This is a genomic window from Herbaspirillum sp., assembly GCF_017744395.1.
Taxonomy (GTDB): Bacteria; Pseudomonadota; Gammaproteobacteria; order Burkholderiales; family Burkholderiaceae_D; genus Herbaspirillum.
The window spans coordinates 454,023-469,556 of record NZ_JAGIBI010000002.1; the positions used below are offsets into that span (position 1 = coordinate 454,023).

Annotated in this window: 20 protein-coding genes; 15 read left to right on the forward strand and 5 right to left on the reverse strand. The window is 64.1% G+C overall.

Annotation, left to right across the window (positions count from 1 at the left end; translation table 11 throughout):
• Positions 1-22 precede the first annotated feature (22 nt).
• From J7548_RS07945 to J7548_RS07960, 4 genes are all read left to right on the forward strand, one after another.
• Positions 23-133: a cytochrome oxidase small assembly protein gene (locus J7548_RS07945; RefSeq protein WP_218008556.1), complete on the forward strand. Its 111-nt coding sequence runs from the start codon at positions 23-25 to the stop codon at positions 131-133.
• Positions 130-699, forward strand: a complete 570-nt coding sequence (locus J7548_RS07950) for a cytochrome c oxidase assembly protein (protein WP_290972813.1) — start codon at positions 130-132, stop codon at positions 697-699. Before J7548_RS07945 ends, J7548_RS07950 begins: the two co-directional genes overlap by 4 nt.
• Before the next feature lie 37 nt (positions 700-736).
• Complete coding sequence (locus J7548_RS07955; RefSeq protein ID WP_290972816.1) at positions 737-964, forward strand: DUF2970 domain-containing protein; 228 nt, start codon at positions 737-739, stop codon at positions 962-964.
• Positions 965-1,048: 84 nt separating this feature from the next.
• Positions 1,049-1,909, forward strand: coding sequence for a cytochrome c oxidase subunit 3 (locus J7548_RS07960; RefSeq protein WP_290972822.1), 861 nt, complete (start codon positions 1,049-1,051; stop codon positions 1,907-1,909).
• Between the two features lie 71 nt (positions 1,910-1,980).
• Here the strand turns inward: J7548_RS07960 and J7548_RS07965 are convergent, their stop codons facing one another.
• Entirely contained in the window at positions 1,981-2,181 is a 201-nt protein-coding gene (locus J7548_RS07965) for a twin transmembrane helix small protein (RefSeq protein WP_290972825.1), read from the reverse strand.
• 87 nt (positions 2,182-2,268) lie between these two features.
• Between J7548_RS07965 and J7548_RS07970 the strand changes: the two genes are divergently transcribed.
• From J7548_RS07970 to J7548_RS07990, 5 genes are read left to right on the forward strand one after another with little or no spacing between them, the layout of a single operon-like run.
• Positions 2,269-3,000 carry an SURF1 family protein gene (locus J7548_RS07970; RefSeq protein ID WP_290972831.1) on the forward strand — a complete coding sequence of 244 codons (732 nt, stop codon included), beginning with the start codon at positions 2,269-2,271 and terminating at the stop codon, positions 2,998-3,000.
• Positions 2,997-3,623 carry a cytochrome C oxidase subunit I gene (locus tag J7548_RS07975; protein WP_290972834.1) on the forward strand — a complete coding sequence of 209 codons (627 nt, stop codon included), beginning with the start codon at positions 2,997-2,999 and terminating at the stop codon, positions 3,621-3,623. The genes J7548_RS07970 and J7548_RS07975 overlap by 4 nt, the downstream gene beginning before the upstream one ends.
• Before the next feature lie 27 nt (positions 3,624-3,650).
• Positions 3,651-4,793: a COX15/CtaA family protein gene (locus J7548_RS07980; protein WP_290972836.1), complete on the forward strand. Its 1,143-nt coding sequence runs from the start codon at positions 3,651-3,653 to the stop codon at positions 4,791-4,793.
• Positions 4,790-5,683 (forward strand): heme o synthase, encoded by an 894-nt coding sequence (cyoE, locus tag J7548_RS07985; protein ID WP_290972839.1) that lies wholly within the window; start codon positions 4,790-4,792, stop codon positions 5,681-5,683. Before J7548_RS07980 ends, cyoE begins: the two co-directional genes overlap by 4 nt.
• A gap of 6 nt (positions 5,684-5,689) precedes the next feature.
• On the forward strand, positions 5,690-6,280 hold the full coding sequence (locus tag J7548_RS07990; RefSeq protein WP_290972842.1) for an SCO family protein: 591 nt from the start codon (positions 5,690-5,692) through the stop codon (positions 6,278-6,280).
• 79 nt (positions 6,281-6,359) lie between these two features.
• Here the strand turns inward: J7548_RS07990 and rpoH are convergent, their stop codons facing one another.
• The 4 genes from rpoH to ftsY all read right to left on the reverse strand — a co-directional run bounded on the left by rpoH (position 6,360) and on the right by ftsY (position 10,369).
• Positions 6,360-7,259, reverse strand: a complete 900-nt coding sequence (gene rpoH, locus J7548_RS07995) for an RNA polymerase sigma factor RpoH (RefSeq protein ID WP_290972845.1) — start codon at positions 7,257-7,259, stop codon at positions 6,360-6,362.
• Positions 7,260-7,616: 357 nt separating this feature from the next.
• Positions 7,617-8,540 carry a permease-like cell division protein FtsX gene (ftsX, locus tag J7548_RS08000; RefSeq protein WP_290972847.1) on the reverse strand — a complete coding sequence of 308 codons (924 nt, stop codon included), beginning with the start codon at positions 8,538-8,540 and terminating at the stop codon, positions 7,617-7,619.
• The gene (locus tag J7548_RS08005; RefSeq protein ID WP_290972850.1) at positions 8,537-9,229 is read right to left on the reverse strand and encodes an ATP-binding cassette domain-containing protein; all 693 of its coding nucleotides are present in this window, start codon (positions 9,227-9,229) and stop codon (positions 8,537-8,539) included. The genes ftsX and J7548_RS08005 overlap by 4 nt, the downstream gene beginning before the upstream one ends.
• Before the next feature lie 6 nt (positions 9,230-9,235).
• Entirely contained in the window at positions 9,236-10,369 is a 1,134-nt protein-coding gene (gene ftsY / locus J7548_RS08010; RefSeq protein WP_290972853.1) for a signal recognition particle-docking protein FtsY, read from the reverse strand.
• Between the two features lie 161 nt (positions 10,370-10,530).
• Here ftsY and J7548_RS08015 point away from each other — a divergent pair, with 161 nt between their 5' ends.
• The 6 genes from J7548_RS08015 (at position 10,531) to J7548_RS08040 (ending at position 15,460) form a co-directional block, all read left to right on the forward strand.
• Positions 10,531-11,901: a pitrilysin family protein gene (locus J7548_RS08015; protein WP_290972855.1), complete on the forward strand. Its 1,371-nt coding sequence runs from the start codon at positions 10,531-10,533 to the stop codon at positions 11,899-11,901.
• A 49-nt stretch (positions 11,902-11,950) separates the two neighbouring features.
• Positions 11,951-12,586 (forward strand): ParA family protein, encoded by a 636-nt coding sequence (locus J7548_RS08020; protein ID WP_290972858.1) that lies wholly within the window; start codon positions 11,951-11,953, stop codon positions 12,584-12,586.
• A gap of 24 nt (positions 12,587-12,610) precedes the next feature.
• Positions 12,611-13,918, forward strand: coding sequence for a pitrilysin family protein (locus J7548_RS08025; protein ID WP_290972861.1), 1,308 nt, complete (start codon positions 12,611-12,613; stop codon positions 13,916-13,918).
• Positions 13,918-14,583 carry a 16S rRNA (guanine(966)-N(2))-methyltransferase RsmD gene (gene rsmD, locus J7548_RS08030; RefSeq protein ID WP_290972864.1) on the forward strand — a complete coding sequence of 222 codons (666 nt, stop codon included), beginning with the start codon at positions 13,918-13,920 and terminating at the stop codon, positions 14,581-14,583. The genes J7548_RS08025 and rsmD overlap by 1 nt, the downstream gene beginning before the upstream one ends.
• Before the next feature lie 36 nt (positions 14,584-14,619).
• Positions 14,620-15,108, forward strand: a complete 489-nt coding sequence (coaD, locus tag J7548_RS08035) for a pantetheine-phosphate adenylyltransferase (protein WP_290972867.1) — start codon at positions 14,620-14,622, stop codon at positions 15,106-15,108.
• An 82-nt stretch (positions 15,109-15,190) separates the two neighbouring features.
• On the forward strand, positions 15,191-15,460 hold the full coding sequence (locus tag J7548_RS08040) for a YfhL family 4Fe-4S dicluster ferredoxin (RefSeq protein WP_290972870.1): 270 nt from the start codon (positions 15,191-15,193) through the stop codon (positions 15,458-15,460).
• The last annotated feature ends 74 nt before the right edge of the window (positions 15,461-15,534 follow it).

Consider the following 15,534-nt stretch of genomic DNA (forward strand, 5'->3'; position numbering starts at 1 on the left):
CGCCCAGCAATCCGGGATTCCCATGTCTGATCGCAAGAAACCGAACAATCTGCGTACCGGCCTGTTGCTGGGGCTGGTGGCGCTGGCCTTCTTCGTCGGCATTTTCATCAACCGCATCTGGTTCGCCAAATGAGCAAGATCGATCCGCAGGACGGGGCTGAAACGCGCGGCCTGAACCGCGTGATGCTGCGCAAGCTGTTGGTGGTGGCGGTGCTGATGTTCGGCTTCGGCTACGCGCTGATCCCGGTGTACCGGAAAATCTGCGAGGTGACCGGCGTCAATTTCCTCACGCCCAAGGATGCGACGGTGGAAGCGCCGGCCAACACGCAGGTCGACAAGTCGCGCACCGTCACCGTCGAGTTCGACGGCAATGCGCAGGGGCCGTGGCGTTTCCGGCCGACCGTGGCCAGCATGAAGGTGCATCCGGGCGAGATGACCCAGGTGACCTACGAAGTGGTGAATACGCAGGCGCGCAATGTGGACGCCCAGGCGATCCCCAGCTACGCGCCGGAGCAGTCGGCGGCTTTCTTCAAGAAGGTGGAATGCTTCTGCTTCACCCAGCAGACGCTGGGGCCGAACGAAGCCAAGCAGATGCCGGTGGTGTTCTACATCGACCCCAAGCTGCCCAAGGATGTGACGACGATCACGCTGTCATACACCTTCTTCGAGATCGGTGGCAAGGACAAGAAGCAGGGCTGAAACGGCGGATGCGACGGATGCGACAGGAGGGCTGGCAGTGACCGAGGATCTGAAACAGGCATCGCAGCGCAAGGTGTCGTTCGGCGCGACGATGAAGGCGGTGTTCTGGTCCTTCTTCGGGGTGCGCAAGAAGAGCGACTATGAGTCGGACGCGTCCAGGCTCAACCCGATCCATGTGCTGGTGGCCGGCGTGATCGGCGCGGCCATTTTCGTGGGGGCGCTGGTGGTAATCGTCAAGCTGGTGGTGGCGCAAGCCGCCGGGTGACAAAGCATTAACGGAAGGCGGCCGCACGGCCATTCAAAAACAACGGAACGACAAGTTCGCTGAATTTCGTATCGGGAGATGGAAATGAGTTCTCAACAAGCCAAGGCGCCGCACTATTTCGTTCCGGGGCCGTCGCGCTGGCCGATGATGGCGGGCATATCGATGCTGGTCACGATGATCGGCGCATCGGCCTGGGTCAACGGCGTGGCATGGGCGCCCTACGTCAACATCATCGGCATCCTGATGGTGCTGGTGGTGCTGTACAACTGGTTCGGCGACGCCATCAAGGAGTCCGAGTCGGGCCTCTACAGCGCGCGCATCGACCTCTCCTACCGCTGGAGCATGAGCTGGTTCATCTTCTCGGAAGTGATGTTCTTCGGCGCCTTCTTCGGCGCGCTGTTCTACGCGCGCAGCATCACCATGCCATGGCTGGCCGACCTCGACCACAAGATCCTCTGGCCGGACTTCGCCGCGAACTGGGGCAGCGTCGGCCCGGCCGGCACGGTGGAGAACTTCACCACCATGGGCCCGTTCCCGATCCCGACCATCAATACGCTGCTGCTGCTCTCCTCGGGCGTGACGCTGACCATCTCGCACCACGCGCTGCGCGCCGGCCACCGTGCGCAGACCGCGGTGTGGCTGTTCCTGACGATCCTGCTGGGCGCGATCTTCATGGGCTTCCAGGCCTATGAATACATCCACGCCTACACCGAACTGAACCTGAAGCTGACCTCCGGCATCTACGGTTCGACCTTCTTCATGCTGACCGGCTTCCACGGCTTCCACGTGACGATGGGCGCGATCATGCTGTCGGTGGTGCTGTATCGCGTGCTGCGCGGCCACTTCACGCCGACCCACCACTTCGCCTTTGAAGGTGCGGCCTGGTACTGGCACTTCGTGGACGTGGTGTGGCTGGGCCTGTATGTGGTGGTGTACTGGCTCTGAGCCGGATTTCCATGACGTAAAAAAGCCGCACCCAGGTGCGGCTTTTTCATGTGGTCGCCTATCAATGCATATCAGCGGATGCCGGTGGGCTGTATCCATCCCAGCTTGTAGCTCAGCAGGATGAACAGGAACAGCGCCACCGAGAACCCCACGCGCAAGGTCAGCGCCTGCACCGTGCGGTTGCTTTTGCCTTTGTCGCGCATCAGGAAGACCAGTGCCGAGGCCAGGCTGGCCAGGATGAGGATGAACGCGATCGCGACGACGATTTTCATGCGGGTAAAATCCTTGTGTCTCCGCCGCCCCTGTCGGATTGCAATGTCGGCGCGGTCAGGTTATTGAAATATTTTTTACCCATTGTAATGCCAATCAGATTTCGAATTCGCTGGATTCCCCTGTGCGCCACGCTCGCAGTCGCCGCCATCGGTATTGCCCTCGGCCAATGGCAGACCCATCGCGCCGAGGAAAAGCTGGCGATCCAGCAGCGCATCGAGGCGCGTTCCAAGGAGGCGCCCCTGCAGGCGCTGCCGCCGGATGGCGAGGCCGACGCGGGCGAATTCCGCCATGTTGTACTGGAAGGGGAGTTCGTGCCGCAGTGGACGGTCTACCTGGAAAACCGCCCGCATGACGGCGCGGTCGGCTTCCATGTGCTGACGCCGTTTAAAATAGCGGGCTCGCAGCGCGCCGTCATGGTGGCGCGCGGCTGGGCCCCGCGCGATGCGGCCGACCGCGCCAAAGTGCCGCGCCCGGCCGTGCCGGCCGGACCGGTGCGCATCGAAGGCACGCTGCGCCGCGGTGCCGGCCATGTGCTGCAACTGGGGCAGGCCGATGCGCCCAGACCGGGGGCGATCCTGCAGAACCTCGATATCGCCGCGCTGTCTGCCGCCAGCGGCTTGCCATTGTCGTCGCTGGTGGTGGAGCTGCGGGCCGCGCCGCCGGGCGGCGACGATGGGCTGGTGCGCGACTGGCCGGCGCCTTCGCTGGGTATCGACCGCCACCGCGCCTACGCCGTGCAGTGGTATGCGCTGGCGGCGATGGCGCTGGTGTTTTTTCTGGTCACGGGATTGAGACGCAAGGGTAACGACGGGCAATGACGAATCTTGATGCAAACCGGCCGGCCGCTGCCGCCGACGATGAAAAGTGCCGCCGCCGCGGCCGCTGGAAGATGCTGCTGGTGGTGCTGGTCTGCGCGGCGCCGATGATCGCCTCGTACTTCACCTACTATGTGGTCAAGCCGCAAAGCCGCAACAACTACGGCGCGCTGATCGACCCGCGCCAGTACCCGATTCCCGATCTCGGCAGCAGCGCGCTCGATGGCAGCCGCGCCGGCCTGGAGGATTACCGCGGCAAGTGGATCATGCTGCAGGTCGATCGGGCCGGCTGCGCCCAGGCTTGTCGCGACAAGCTGCTCACCATGCGCCAGCTGCGGCTGATGCAGGGCAAGGAAATGGAGCGCATCGAGCGCGTCTGGCTGGTGACCGACAAGGAACCGGTCGAGACCATGCTGATCCGCGAGTACGACGGCACCGACATGCTGCGGGTGGATGCCGCCAGGCTGAAGGCCTGGCTGCCGGCGGAACCGGGCACGTCGATGGAGGACCATATCTACCTGATCGACCCGCTGGGCAACCTGATGATGCGCTTCCCCAAGGATCCCGATCCCAACAAGATGAAGAAGGACATTTCCAAGCTGCTGCGCGCCTCGGCCATCGGTTAAGCGCGAACGGCCCATGTTGGATACAAGATGAACGCAATAACGCTGATAGAACTGGGCCTGACAGCCCTCCTGGTGGCATTGATCCCGCTCTCGCTGGTGTGGCGGGCCAAGGGCTTCGACAACAAGTACCGCAAGCTGGTGGGGGTGACAATGTTCTTCACCTTCGACCTGATCATGTTTGGCGCCTTCACGCGGCTGACCGACTCCGGCCTGGGCTGCCCGGACTGGCCGGGCTGCTACAACCGTTCCAATCCGCTACTGGCGCATGAGCATATCAATGCCGCGCAGCAGGCGATGCCGACCGGTCCGGTGACCTGGAGCAAGGCCTGGATCGAGATGACGCACCGCTATTTCGCCATGGCCGTGGGCGTGCTGATCATCGCCCTGATGGTGATCGCCTGGCGGCGCTGGATCCGTTCCAAGGGCACGGAGCGGCAATATCGCCCCTGGTTCCCGACCGTCTTGCTGGGATTCGTCTGCCTGCAGGGCGCCTTCGGCGCCTGGACCGTGACCATGAAGCTGCAGCCGGTCATCGTCACCATCCACCTGCTGCTGGGGCTGACGCTGCTGGCCATGCTGGCCTGGTTGTACGCGCGCCAGAACCCCCACCTGCCGATATCGCCCACGGGCCGGGCGCTGACCTGGCCGGCTACGATCGGCCTGGCCTTGCTGACGCTGCAGATCGCCCTGGGCGGCTGGGTCAGCACCAATTACGCGGCGCTGGCCTGCACCGATTTCCCGCTGTGCGAGGGCAAGCTGGTGCCGGACATGGATTTCGTCCACGGCTTCACCCTGTGGCGCCACCTGGGCATGACCGCCGCCGGCGACTTCCTGCCGTTCCAGGCGCTGACGGCGATCCACTGGGTGCACCGCAGCTTCGCCTTTGTCGTGATCCTGTATATCGTCTGGCTGGCGCACAAGGCGCTGCGCGACGGCGGCTTGCGCAAGACCGGCCGCTGGCTGCTGCTCGTGGTGGCGCTGCAGCTTTGCACCGGCCTGGCGACCATCTACCTGAGCTGGCCGCTGGCCATCGCCGTGGTGCATAACGGCGGGGCGGCGCTGCTGGTCATGTTGTTGGTCATGTTAAACTACAAGGCCCGATACGCTCCCGCCGGCATCGCCCAGGCTGCTTCCCCGCCCGCCGCTGCCGCGCCACTAGGCTCTGTATGACCACTCTGACCGCACAACCGAACCGCATCGCCCAGTATTGGGCCCTGACCAAGCCGCGCGTGACGCAACTGGCCGTGTTCTGCGCGGTGATCGGCATGTTCCTGTCCAGCCCGGCGCTGCCGGACTGGCGCCGTGTGGTGTTCGGCACGCTCGGCATCTGGCTGCTGGCCGGCGCCGCGTTCGCGATCAACTGCCTGGTCGAGCGCGAGATCGATTCGCGCATGGCGCGCACCGCCCGCCGACCGCTGGCGCGCGGCGAGATCACCGTGGCGCAGACCCTGATGTTCTCCGGCGTCATCGGCGGCCTGGGCATGTGGGTGCTCTACACGCTGGTCAATCCGCTGACCATGTGGCTGACCTTCGCCACCTTCGTCGGCTACGCCATCATCTACACCATCATCCTGAAACCCGCCACGCCGCAGAACATCGTCATCGGCGGGCTGGCCGGCGCCATGCCGCCGGCGCTGGGCTGGGCCGCGATCGCCAACGACGTGCCGATGCAGGCCTGGGTGCTGGTGATGATCATCTTCATCTGGACCCCGCCGCACTTCTGGGCGCTGGCCATGTACCGCCGCGATGACTACGCCAAGTCCGGCCTGCCGATGCTGCCGATCACGCACGGCCTGGAAGTGACCAAGTTCCACATCCTGATGTACACCATCGCGCTGCTGGCGACCAGCATGCTGCCGTTCGCCATCGGCATGAGCGGCCTGATCTACCTGGGTACCGCGATCGTGCTGGGCGGCATCTTCTTCTGGTATTCGTGGCAGATCTACCGCCATTACACCGACCTGATCGCGCGCCGCGCGTTTGCCTACTCCATCATCTACCTGTCGATCCTGTTCGCGGTGCTGCTGGTGGACCATTATTTCCTGTTCCGTACCTTCTGATATCCGATGAAGCGACTCCTCTCGACGCTGCTGCTGGCAGCCTGCGCTGCGCTGCTGGCCGCCTGCGGCCAGTCCAAGCCCGAACTCAAGTTCAACAACACCGACGTCACCGGCCTGGATTACGCCAAGGACTTCGCGCTGACCGACCATACCGGCAAGCCGCGCACGCTGGCCGACTTCAAGGGCAAGGCAGTGGTGGTGTTCTTCGGCTATACCCAATGCCCGGACGTGTGCCCGACCACCATGGTCGAGATGGCCAATGTGATGAAGGAACTGGGCCCGGACGCCGACCGCGTGCAGGTGCTGTTCGTTACTGTCGATCCGGAGCGCGACACGCAGGAAATCCTGTCGCAATACGTGCCGGCGTTCGACAAGCGTTTCCTCGGCCTGCGCGGCGATGCCCAGCAGACCGAGAAGGTGGCCAAGGAATTCAAGGTGTTCTACCAGAAGGTGCCGGGCAAGCAGCCGGGCAGCTATACGATGGACCACACCGCGGGCAGCTATGTGTTCGACCCGCAAGGCCGCATCCGCCTGTTCGTCAAGCATGGCCAGGGGCCGCAGACGCTGGCGCACGATCTCAAGCTGCTGCTGTCCTGAGCGAAGCAGACTGATACGTACCGATAAAAAGAAAGGCACCCTCGGGTGCCTTTCTTTTTTGTTGCCTTGCCTGTGAAGGTTACGAATACGCCTGCAGCGACGTCTTCATCTTCTTCAGCGCCACCGCTTCGATCTGGCGGATGCGTTCGGCCGAAACGCCGAATTCGTCGGCCAGCTCGTGCAGGGTCGCGCCCGAGCCGTCGTCGTTGGCCAGCCAGCGGGCTTCCACGATGCGGCGCGAGCGGTCGTCCAGCTTGGACAGTGCGGCTTCCAAGCCTTCGGACTGCATGCGGTCGTACTGCTTGGCTTCGATCACGCGGGTCGGCTCGGTGTTTTCCGACGACAGGTAGGCGATCGGCGCGAACTTGTCGTCTTCGTCATCGGCTTGCGATTCCAGCGCGATATCGCGGCCGGACAGGCGGGTTTCCATCTCGATGACTTCTTCCCGCTTGACGTCCAGCGTCTTGGCCAAAGCCTCGACCTGGGCCGGCGACATCGTGTCCAAGCCTTCCTTGTGGCTGCGCAGGTTGAAGAACAGCTTGCGCTGGGCCTTGGTGGTCGCCACCTTGACCAGGCGCCAGTTCTTCAGGATGTACTCGTGGATCTCGGCCTTGATCCAGTGCATGGCGTAAGACACCAGGCGCACGTTCTGCGCCGGGTCGAAACGCTTGACCGCCTTCATCAGGCCGATGTTGCCTTCCTGGATCAGGTCGGCGTGCGGCAGACCGTAGCCCAGGTAGCCGCGGGCGATCGACACCACCAGTCGCAGGTGCGACAACACCATCTTCTGGGCGGCGCCCAGGTCGTTCTTTTCGCGCAGATCGCGCGCCAGCTTGACTTCTTCTTCCTGCGTCAGCATGGGCAGGCGGTTGACAGCCGAAATGTATGCGTCGATGTTGCCCAGGCTGCCGGAAAAACCGAGCGCGAGTGCATTCGACTCGACCGGCATGAGTGCAGTTTGTGCAGACGCTGATTTCATTGATTCTCCTTGTTTCCTTGACGGAAGGGCGTTTAGATTAAAGCAATGCTTTAAAACTGGAGCATTTCGATAAGGTATTCTAGCACTCGTCCATGGAGAGTGCTAATTGCAAGTTTGGAAGACCCCGATAGAACTGCTCTATTGCAATTCTGATAACCATTGCTTTCGTCCCTGAGTATTAGAAGGGAGGCGGAGGGGAAAGTTGCTGCGGCGGGTCAAAAAGGAGGTCAAAAACCTGTAACAAATTCTGCAACGCAATAGATAGAATTTGAGGCTGTCCGGCTGTAGTTCAAGGCCCGGCAATAAAAATGGCCGCCGTTGGCGCGGCAGCCATTGCATTGCGGAAACCCGCCGGATTCAGTGCATCCGGGCCAGGTGCCGGCGCACCGACAGCATCGCGCCCAGCAGGCCGAGCAGGGCGCTTACCGCCAGCAGCAGGCCGATGGCCATGGCGCTGGGGAGCGCCAGCTGGAATTCGGAGGCATACAGGTGCGCGAAGTCGAGGATGGCCGCATTGAGCGGCTGTTGCGCCGCGATCACCAGGCCCAGCGCCACCAAGCCGGCGCACGCCCCGAGCAGGGCGCCGGTGTAGTAGAACGGGCGGTGGATGAAGGAATTGGTGGCGCCCAGCAGGCGCGACACTTCGATCTCCTCGCGCTGCGTCATCACCTGCAGGCGGATGGTGTTGAACACCACCGCCACCACCACCGCGCCCAGCGTGATGCCCAGGAACAGCAGCACCAGCCGCAGGATGCGCAGCAGCGCCGCCAATCGCTTGACCCAGGCCGAGTCGATCTGCACCGTGTCCACGCCCGGCTGGTTCTTCAGCTTTTGCGCGATGTCGTCGACGCGGCCGGCGTCCATTGCATTCTGGAAACCCGGCAAGCGCAGCACGAAGCTGTCCGGCAGCGGGTTGCTGCCCAGCGTGGCCAGCACGTCGGCCAGGCCGGTCTTGCTCTTGAGGGCATCGAAGGCTTTCTCGCGCGAAATGAATTCGACGCGGCCGACGGTATCGGTGTCCTTCAGCACCTGGGCGATGGTCTTGCCCATCGCCTGCGAAGCGTCGCGGCCGGCATCCATCTTCATGAAGATGCTGATCTCGGGCTCGACCGACATCTGGTCGGAAATCGGCCGTACGTTCTCCAATGCCGACAGGCCGGCGAACGGCAACGCCAGCGCGATCGACACTACCAGCACGTTGAGGAGGAAGTTGCCCGGCGAGCGCAGCAGGTGGCGCAGCGCATCGGCCGCGGCGGCGAAATGTTGGCGCAGCCAGTTCATGGCGATACCTCCACCGGGTTGGCCACGCCGTTGTGCCAGCCGTCGACGATGCGGCCGCGGTCCAGGTAGACGATGCGGTCGGCGCCGGTCAGGTATTGCTCGTCGTGGGTGGAAATCAGGCAGGTCACGCCCACGCCGTGGAAGGACTTGAGCGCGGCCAGCACCTTGTTGGCGTTGGCGCGGTCGAGGTTGGCGGTGGGTTCGTCGGCCAGGATGATCTGCGGGCGGTTGACGATGGCGCGCGCGATCGCCACGCGCTGCTGTTCGCCGCCGGACAGTTCCTGCGGTTCCGATTGCGCTTTATCCAGCAGGTCGACCTTGTCCAGCGCGGCGCGCGCGCGCTTTTCGGCGTCCGCGCGCGAGGCTCCGGTGACGATCAGCGGCAGCATCACGTTGGCCAGCAGGTTGCGGTCCAGCAGCAGGCGCTGCTGCTGGAAGATCAGGCCCAGGTTGCGGCGCAGGTACGGCAGTCCGGAACCCTTGATGGAGACGATGTCCTGGCCGTTCACGGTCAGCTTGCCGGCGGTCGGGCGCTCGATGGCCGCGATCATCTTCAGCAGCGTCGATTTGCCGGCGCCGGAAGGGCCTGCCAGGAACAGCAGCTCGCCCTTGCTGACCGACAGCGAGATATCGCGCAAGGCATACACCTCGCGCGCATATTGTTTGGATACCCGGGAAAATTCGATCATCTAGGTTCAGCTCAAGAGGGCGTCGACGAATTCGGTGGCGTCGAACGGCTGCAGGTCTTCGATCTTCTCGCCCACGCCGATGAAGTACAGCGGCACCGGGCGGGTCTTGGCGATGGCGGCCAGGATGCCGCCCTTGGCGGTGCCGTCCAGCTTGGTCACCACCAGGCCGGTCAGGCCCAGCGCATCGTCGAAGGCCTTGACCTGCGCCAGCGCGTTCTGGCCGGTGTTGCCGTCGATGACCAGCAGCACTTCGTGCGGCGCCGAGGCCATGCCCTTGGCGATGACGCGCTTGATCTTCTTCAGCTCGTCCATCAGGTGCAGTTGCGTCGGCAGGCGGCCGGCGGTATCCACCATCACCACGTTGGTGCCGCGGGCGGTGGCCGAGGCCACGGCGTCGAAGGCGACTGCGGCCGGATCGCCGGACTCCTGGGCGATCACGCTGACGTTGTTGCGCTCACCCCAGACCGCCAGCTGCTCGCGCGCGGCGGCGCGGAAGGTGTCGCCGGCGGCCAGCAGCACCGACTGGCCGTGCGCCTGCAGGTGCAGCGCCAGCTTGCCGATGGTGGTGGTCTTGCCGGCGCCGTTGACGCCGGCGATCATCATCACCAGCGGCTGTTCACGGCCCAGCACCAGCGGGCGCTGCAGCGGCTGCAACAGGTCGATCAGCAGGCTGCGCAAAGCGGTGCGCACCTGGGCGGCCTCGGTCAGGCGCTCGGCCTTGACTTTCTTCTTTAGTTCGTCCAGCAGCCACTGGGTGGCTTCGACGCCGGCGTCGGAGACCAGCAGCGCCGATTCCAGCTCGTCGTACAGGTCGTCGTCGATGCGCGCGCCGACGAACAGCGTGGTCAGGTTGCTGGATGTCTTGGACAGGCCCGATTTCAGGCGCGACAGCCAGGAGCGCTTGGCTTCCGGCGTCGGCTGGGGGGCGGCAACGATCTCGGCTTCTTGCTCGACTTCCCCGATTTCCTCGACAGGTTCGACGGCAACAGGAGCGGGCTCGGGCTGCGGAGGCGGCGCGACTGGCTCGGAAACTGCTATCGGCGCGGAAACGGCAGGCGCGACAGAGACTTCAGGCGGCAGGCTGGCCGGCTGTTCGGGCGGCACTTCCGGCTTGGGTTTTCTCTTGAAGAAACTAAACATCGGGTGGCGTTCTGGAATGGTTCTGATGGCGGCGGGACGCCGGAACGTGCCCTGGCAAGCGCATGGGACAGGTTACAATTGCCTATCCTCAAGAACCGGTTCTAAAGCCTGCGCGCAGCCGCCAGTGTCAATGAATCCCGCATTTTATCAGAGCAAGGCGAATGAAATTGAAGATCAGGGCAATCCTCACCATCGGTCTTTTCGGCTTCTGCACGGCGCTGGCGCAGGCGCAGACGGCCCAGGAGTTCGTGCTGAAGAACGGGATGAAGGTGGTAGTCAAGGAAGACCGCCGCGCCCCGACGGCGGTGCAGATGGTCTGGTACAAGGTCGGCTCGATCGACGAGGTCAACGGCACCACCGGCATCTCGCACGCGCTGGAGCACATGATGTTCAAGGGCACCAGGCGGCACAAGGTGGGCGAGTTCAGCCGCCTGGTGGCCGAGATGGGCGGGCGCGAGAACGCCTTTACCGCCAACGACTACACCGCCTATTTCCAGCAGATCGAGAAATCGCATCTGGAAGCCGTGATGGCGCTGGAAGCCGACCGCATGGCCAACCTGCAGTTCGACGCCGATGAATTCGCCAAGGAAATCCGGGTGGTCATGGAAGAGCGCCGCTGGCGCACCGACGACCAGCCGATGGGCCTGCTCACCGAGGCGCTCAACGCCGCCGCCTGGACCGCGCATCCCTACCACCATCCGGTGGTGGGCTGGATGGACGACCTGCAGCACATGACCGTGCAGGATATCGCCGCCTGGTACCGCCAATGGTATGCGCCCAACAACGCCACTTTAGTGGTGGCGGGCGACGTCGATGCGCAGCGGGTGCTGGCGCTGGCCAACAAGTATTTCGGCAAGCTCCCGTCGCGCGCCTTGCCGCGGGAAAAACCGCAGAACGAGCCGCAGCAACTGGGCGTGCGCCGCGTGACGGTCAAGGCGCCGGCCGAGAACCCGTATGTGGTGCTGGGCTTCAAGGTGCCGGGCCTGCGCGATGTCGAGCGGGACCAGGACGCCTATGCGCTGGACGTGCTGTCGGCGGTGCTGGACGGCTATGAGAACGCCCGACTGACGGCCAACCTGGTGCGCACCGGCAACAAGGCCGCCACGGTCGGCGCCGGCTACACCGGCGCGGCGCGCGGCCCGGTGCTGTTCACGCTGGAAGGTACCCCGGCCGACGGCGTCACTACGGAACAACTGGAAGGATTGCTGCGCGAACAAGTCGAGCGCATCGCCAGGGAAGGCGTGGCGCCGGAAGAGCTGCGCCGGGTCAAGACCCAACTGATCGCGGCCCAGACCTACAAGCGCGACTCCGTATTCGGCCAGGCCATGGAAATCGGCATGATGGAAACCGTCGGCATCGGCCAGAAGAACATCGACCGCATCATCGACCGGCTCAAGGCCGTCACGCCCGAGCAGGTGCAGGCGGTGGCGCAGAAGTATTTCAAGGACGACAACCTGACCGTGGCCACGCTGGTGCCGCTGCCGCTCGACGGCAAGAAGCCCGCCCCGCCGCCGGCAGGGATGCTGCATTGATTGTCGTCGCTGACAGTTGTCCAGGTTCGCTGTTCTTCCCGGAGGAAAAATGCCTGTCATCGTCGTTGCCAATCCCAAAGGCGGAGTCGGAAAAAGCACGCTGTCCACCAACCTGGCCGGATATTTCGCCAGCCGCGGGCATGGCGTATTGCTGGGCGATATCGACCGCCAGCAATCGGCCCGCGCCTGGCTCAACATCCGTCCTCCGGAGGCCAGGCCGATCACGACATGGGAAATCAGCGAGGACTACATCGCCAAGCCGCCCAAGGGCACCAGCCATGTGGTGCTGGATACGCCGGCCGGCTTGCACGGCTGGCGCCTGAACGACGCGCTGAAGATGGCCGACAAGGTGCTGGTGCCGTTGCAGCCGTCGATCTTCGATATCCTGGCCACGCAAGACTTCCTGCGCCGCCTGGCTGACGAAAAGAATGTGCGTAACGGCGAGATCGATGTCGGCATCGTCGGCATGCGGGTCGATGCGCGCACCCGTTCGGCCGAGCAGTTGCACCGCTTCATCGAGGGCTTGAAACTGCCGGTGCTGGGCTACCTGCGCGACACGCAGAACTACGTGCAACTGGCCGCGCATGGGCTGACGCTGTGGGACATCGCACCTTCCCGCGTGCAGCGCGACCTGGAGCAGTGGCAACCGGTGCTGGACTGGGTGGAACGCAAACACGGCGGCTAAGTTTTTAAATTGGTATTGGATCTCATGAAAAAGTATTTCGGTGTTCTGTTGCTGGCATTCGGGCTGGCGGCTTCCGTGCCGGCCTCGGCGGCCTTGCAAATCCAGTCGTGGACGCAGGCCGACGGCGCGCGCGTGCTGTTCGTGGCCAACCATACGATCCCGATGCTGGATGTGAGCGTGCAGTTCGACGCCGGCCAGCGCCGCGATCCGGCCGGCAAGGCAGGGTTGGCGGAACTGGTCGTGGCCAGCCTGACGCGCGGCCTGGACGGCGCCGCGCCGCTGACCGAGGCGCAGGTTCTAGACGGCTTCGCCGACGTGGCGGCCGAGCGCCATGCCGGCGCCGGCCAGGACCGCGCCGGCGTCACCCTGCGCACATTGTCCTCGGCGGCCGAACGGGATGCCGCCCTGGCGCTGCTGGCGCGCACGCTGGCGCATCCCAGCTTCCCGCAGGCCGGCCTCGAGCGCGACAAGGCGCTGGCTGTTTCCGGTATCCGCGAAGAGCTGGCCAAGCCGGGGTCGATTGCCGAGAAGGCCTTCATGAGCGCGCTGTACGGCACGCATCCTTACGCCATCGATGCCACCGAGGCCAGCATCCAGTCCATCACCCGCGACGACGTGGCGGCCTTCCACCGCACGCACTACGTGGCCAACCGCGCGGTCATCGCCATGATCGGCGACATCACCCGCGCGCAGGCCGAGCAGATCGCGCGCCAACTCACGCAAGACCTGCCGCAAGGCGCGCCGCTGCCGGCCCTGCCCGAGGTGGCCCAGCCCCAGGGCGGCGAAACCCGTATCGCCCATCCGGCTTCGCAGTCGCACATCCTGATCGGCGCGCCCGCGCTTAAGCGTGGCGATGCCGATTTCTTCGCGCTCACGGTCGGCAACTACATCCTGGGCGGCGGCGGTTTCGTCTCGCGCCTGACCGATGAGGTGCGCGAGAAGCGCGCGCTGGCCTACAGCGTCTATAGCGGTTTCTCGCCGCTGGCGCAGCCGGGGCCGTTCCAGATCGGCCTGCAGACCAAGAAGGAACAGACCGCGCAGGCGCTGCAGGTGGTACGCGACACGCTGACCGCTTTCCTCAAGGACGGCCCGACCGCCGCCGAGATGAAGGCCGCCAAGGACAACCTGACCGGTGGCTTCGCCCTGCGCATCGACAGCAACGCCAAGCTGCTGGAGAACATGTCGGTGATCGGTTTCTACAACCTGCCGCTGGATTATCTCGACCGCTGGATCGGCCGCGTGCGCGAAGTCAGCGCCGCCGATGTGCGGGCGGCATTGCGCAAGCATATTCACCCCGGGCAATTGTCGACGGTCATCGTCGGCGCAGAATAATGAACAAGGCAAACAGGAATCGCCCGGCATCCAAGGCTGGGCAGGGCGGCAAGCCGGCCGCGCGCGGCCCGCACCAGGTGCGCATCATCGGCGGCCAGTGGAAACGCACGCCGCTGCCGGTGCTGGACGCCGAAGGCCTGCGCCCGACCCCCGACCGCGTGCGCGAGACAGTATTCAACTGGCTCACCCATCTGCTGGATGGCGACTGGGATAACGTGGCTTGCCTGGACTTGTTCGCCGGCTCCGGCGCATTGGGTTTTGAAGCCGCCAGCCGCGGCGCGCGGCGCGTCGTGATGGTCGAGCAGAGCGGCCCGGCGGTGCGCCAGCTGGAGGCCAACCGCGACAAGCTCAAGGCCGATGCCATCGCCATCGTCCGCGGCGACGCCCAGGCCATCGCGCGCAACGCTGCGCAGCGCGAACCGGGCGGATTCCAGGTGGTGTTCATCGATCCGCCGTATCATCAAGGATGGCTGGAGAAAATACTGCCGGTGTGCGAAACGCTGCTGCCGCCGTCCGGACTGGTCTATGCCGAAGCCGAGTTCCCGCTGGAGGGAGAAGGCGCGCCGGCATGGATGGCTGCCTGGGAAGTGCTGCGTTCGGACAAGGCGGGCATGGTTTTCTTTCATGTATTGCAACGCAAAAGCGGCGCGCAAATTCAGGCATAATGCGCGTTCTGATTGAATTGCCGGTGAGGAGACACCATGGTGACAGCAGTATATCCAGGGACATTCGATCCGTTGACGCGCGGCCATGAAGACCTGGTCCGGCGCGCATCGGGATTGTTTGACCGCTTGATCGTCGGCGTAGCGGACAGCCAGAACAAGAAGCCGTTTTTTTCGCTGGAAGAGCGTTTGTCCATCGCCAACGAAGTGCTGGGGCATTATCCGAATGTCCAGGTGGAAAGTTTTTCCGGGTTGCTCAAGGACTTCGTGCGCGAACACAGCGCGCGCGTGATCGTGCGCGGCCTGCGCGCGGTGTCCGACTTCGAGTATGAATTCCAGATGGCGGGCATGAACCGCTACCTGCTGCCGGACGTCGAGACCCTGTTCCTGACGCCGTCGGATCAGTACCAGTTCATCTCCGGCACCATCGTGCGCGAAATCGCGCAGTTGGGCGGGGATGTGTCCAAGTTCGTGTTTCCTTCGGTCGAAAAGTGGCTGAAGGCCAAGATAGCGAAGCAAAACGGCTGAGGCCGGCTTGTGGAGCCAGATGCAGGCAGGGTAGGGAAATGAAGGTTCAAGCAGTAAAGTTCGCGGACGGCAAGGAGCAGTCATGGCGCTGATGATTACCGACGATTGCATCAATTGCGACGTCTGCGAGCCGGAGTGCCCCAACGAAGCGATCTACATGGGGCCGCAGATCTATGAGATCGACCCGGGCAAGTGCACCGAATGCGTCGGCCATTTCGATGAGCCGCAATGCCAGCAGGTCTGCCCGGTCGCCTGCATCCCCTTCAATCCGGCCTGGCGCGAAAGCCGCGAGCAATTGATGGTCAAGTACGAGCGCCTGCAAGCCGAGGCCAAGCCCAAGCCCGGGCAATAAGGCTGCTACGCCGGGATTGGCGTCCTGGCGCCGCGCGTTTTGCAAAGCCGGCACTGCCGGCTTTTTCTTTTGGT

What these genes read in the sequence shown, in the direction of transcription:
- J7548_RS08020 (WP_290972858.1), top strand. Translation starts at nt 11,951, where the DNA reads ATGCCTGTCATCGTCGTTGCCAATCCCAAAGGCGGAGTCGGAAAAAGC.
- J7548_RS08040 (WP_290972870.1), top strand. Translation starts at nt 15,191, where the DNA reads ATGGCGCTGATGATTACCGACGATTGCATCAATTGCGACGTCTGCGAG.
- J7548_RS07975 (WP_290972834.1), top strand. Translation starts at nt 2,997, where the DNA reads ATGACGAATCTTGATGCAAACCGGCCGGCCGCTGCCGCCGACGATGAA.
- J7548_RS07965 (WP_290972825.1), bottom strand. Translation starts at nt 2,181, where the DNA reads ATGAAAATCGTCGTCGCGATCGCGTTCATCCTCATCCTGGCCAGCCTG.
- J7548_RS08005 (WP_290972850.1), bottom strand. Translation starts at nt 9,229, where the DNA reads ATGATCGAATTTTCCCGGGTATCCAAACAATATGCGCGCGAGGTGTAT.
- rpoH (WP_290972845.1), bottom strand. Translation starts at nt 7,259, where the DNA reads ATGAAATCAGCGTCTGCACAAACTGCACTCATGCCGGTCGAGTCGAAT.
- J7548_RS07950 (WP_290972813.1), top strand. Translation starts at nt 130, where the DNA reads ATGAGCAAGATCGATCCGCAGGACGGGGCTGAAACGCGCGGCCTGAAC.
- J7548_RS07990 (WP_290972842.1), top strand. Translation starts at nt 5,690, where the DNA reads ATGAAGCGACTCCTCTCGACGCTGCTGCTGGCAGCCTGCGCTGCGCTG.
- J7548_RS07960 (WP_290972822.1), top strand. Translation starts at nt 1,049, where the DNA reads ATGAGTTCTCAACAAGCCAAGGCGCCGCACTATTTCGTTCCGGGGCCG.
- J7548_RS07970 (WP_290972831.1), top strand. Translation starts at nt 2,269, where the DNA reads ATGCCAATCAGATTTCGAATTCGCTGGATTCCCCTGTGCGCCACGCTC.
- J7548_RS08025 (WP_290972861.1), top strand. Translation starts at nt 12,611, where the DNA reads ATGAAAAAGTATTTCGGTGTTCTGTTGCTGGCATTCGGGCTGGCGGCT.
- coaD (WP_290972867.1), top strand. Translation starts at nt 14,620, where the DNA reads ATGGTGACAGCAGTATATCCAGGGACATTCGATCCGTTGACGCGCGGC.
- rsmD (WP_290972864.1), top strand. Translation starts at nt 13,918, where the DNA reads ATGAACAAGGCAAACAGGAATCGCCCGGCATCCAAGGCTGGGCAGGGC.
- J7548_RS07945 (WP_218008556.1), top strand. Translation starts at nt 23, where the DNA reads ATGTCTGATCGCAAGAAACCGAACAATCTGCGTACCGGCCTGTTGCTG.
- cyoE (WP_290972839.1), top strand. Translation starts at nt 4,790, where the DNA reads ATGACCACTCTGACCGCACAACCGAACCGCATCGCCCAGTATTGGGCC.
- J7548_RS08015 (WP_290972855.1), top strand. Translation starts at nt 10,531, where the DNA reads ATGAAATTGAAGATCAGGGCAATCCTCACCATCGGTCTTTTCGGCTTC.
- ftsX (WP_290972847.1), bottom strand. Translation starts at nt 8,540, where the DNA reads ATGAACTGGCTGCGCCAACATTTCGCCGCCGCGGCCGATGCGCTGCGC.
- ftsY (WP_290972853.1), bottom strand. Translation starts at nt 10,369, where the DNA reads ATGTTTAGTTTCTTCAAGAGAAAACCCAAGCCGGAAGTGCCGCCCGAA.
- J7548_RS07980 (WP_290972836.1), top strand. Translation starts at nt 3,651, where the DNA reads ATGAACGCAATAACGCTGATAGAACTGGGCCTGACAGCCCTCCTGGTG.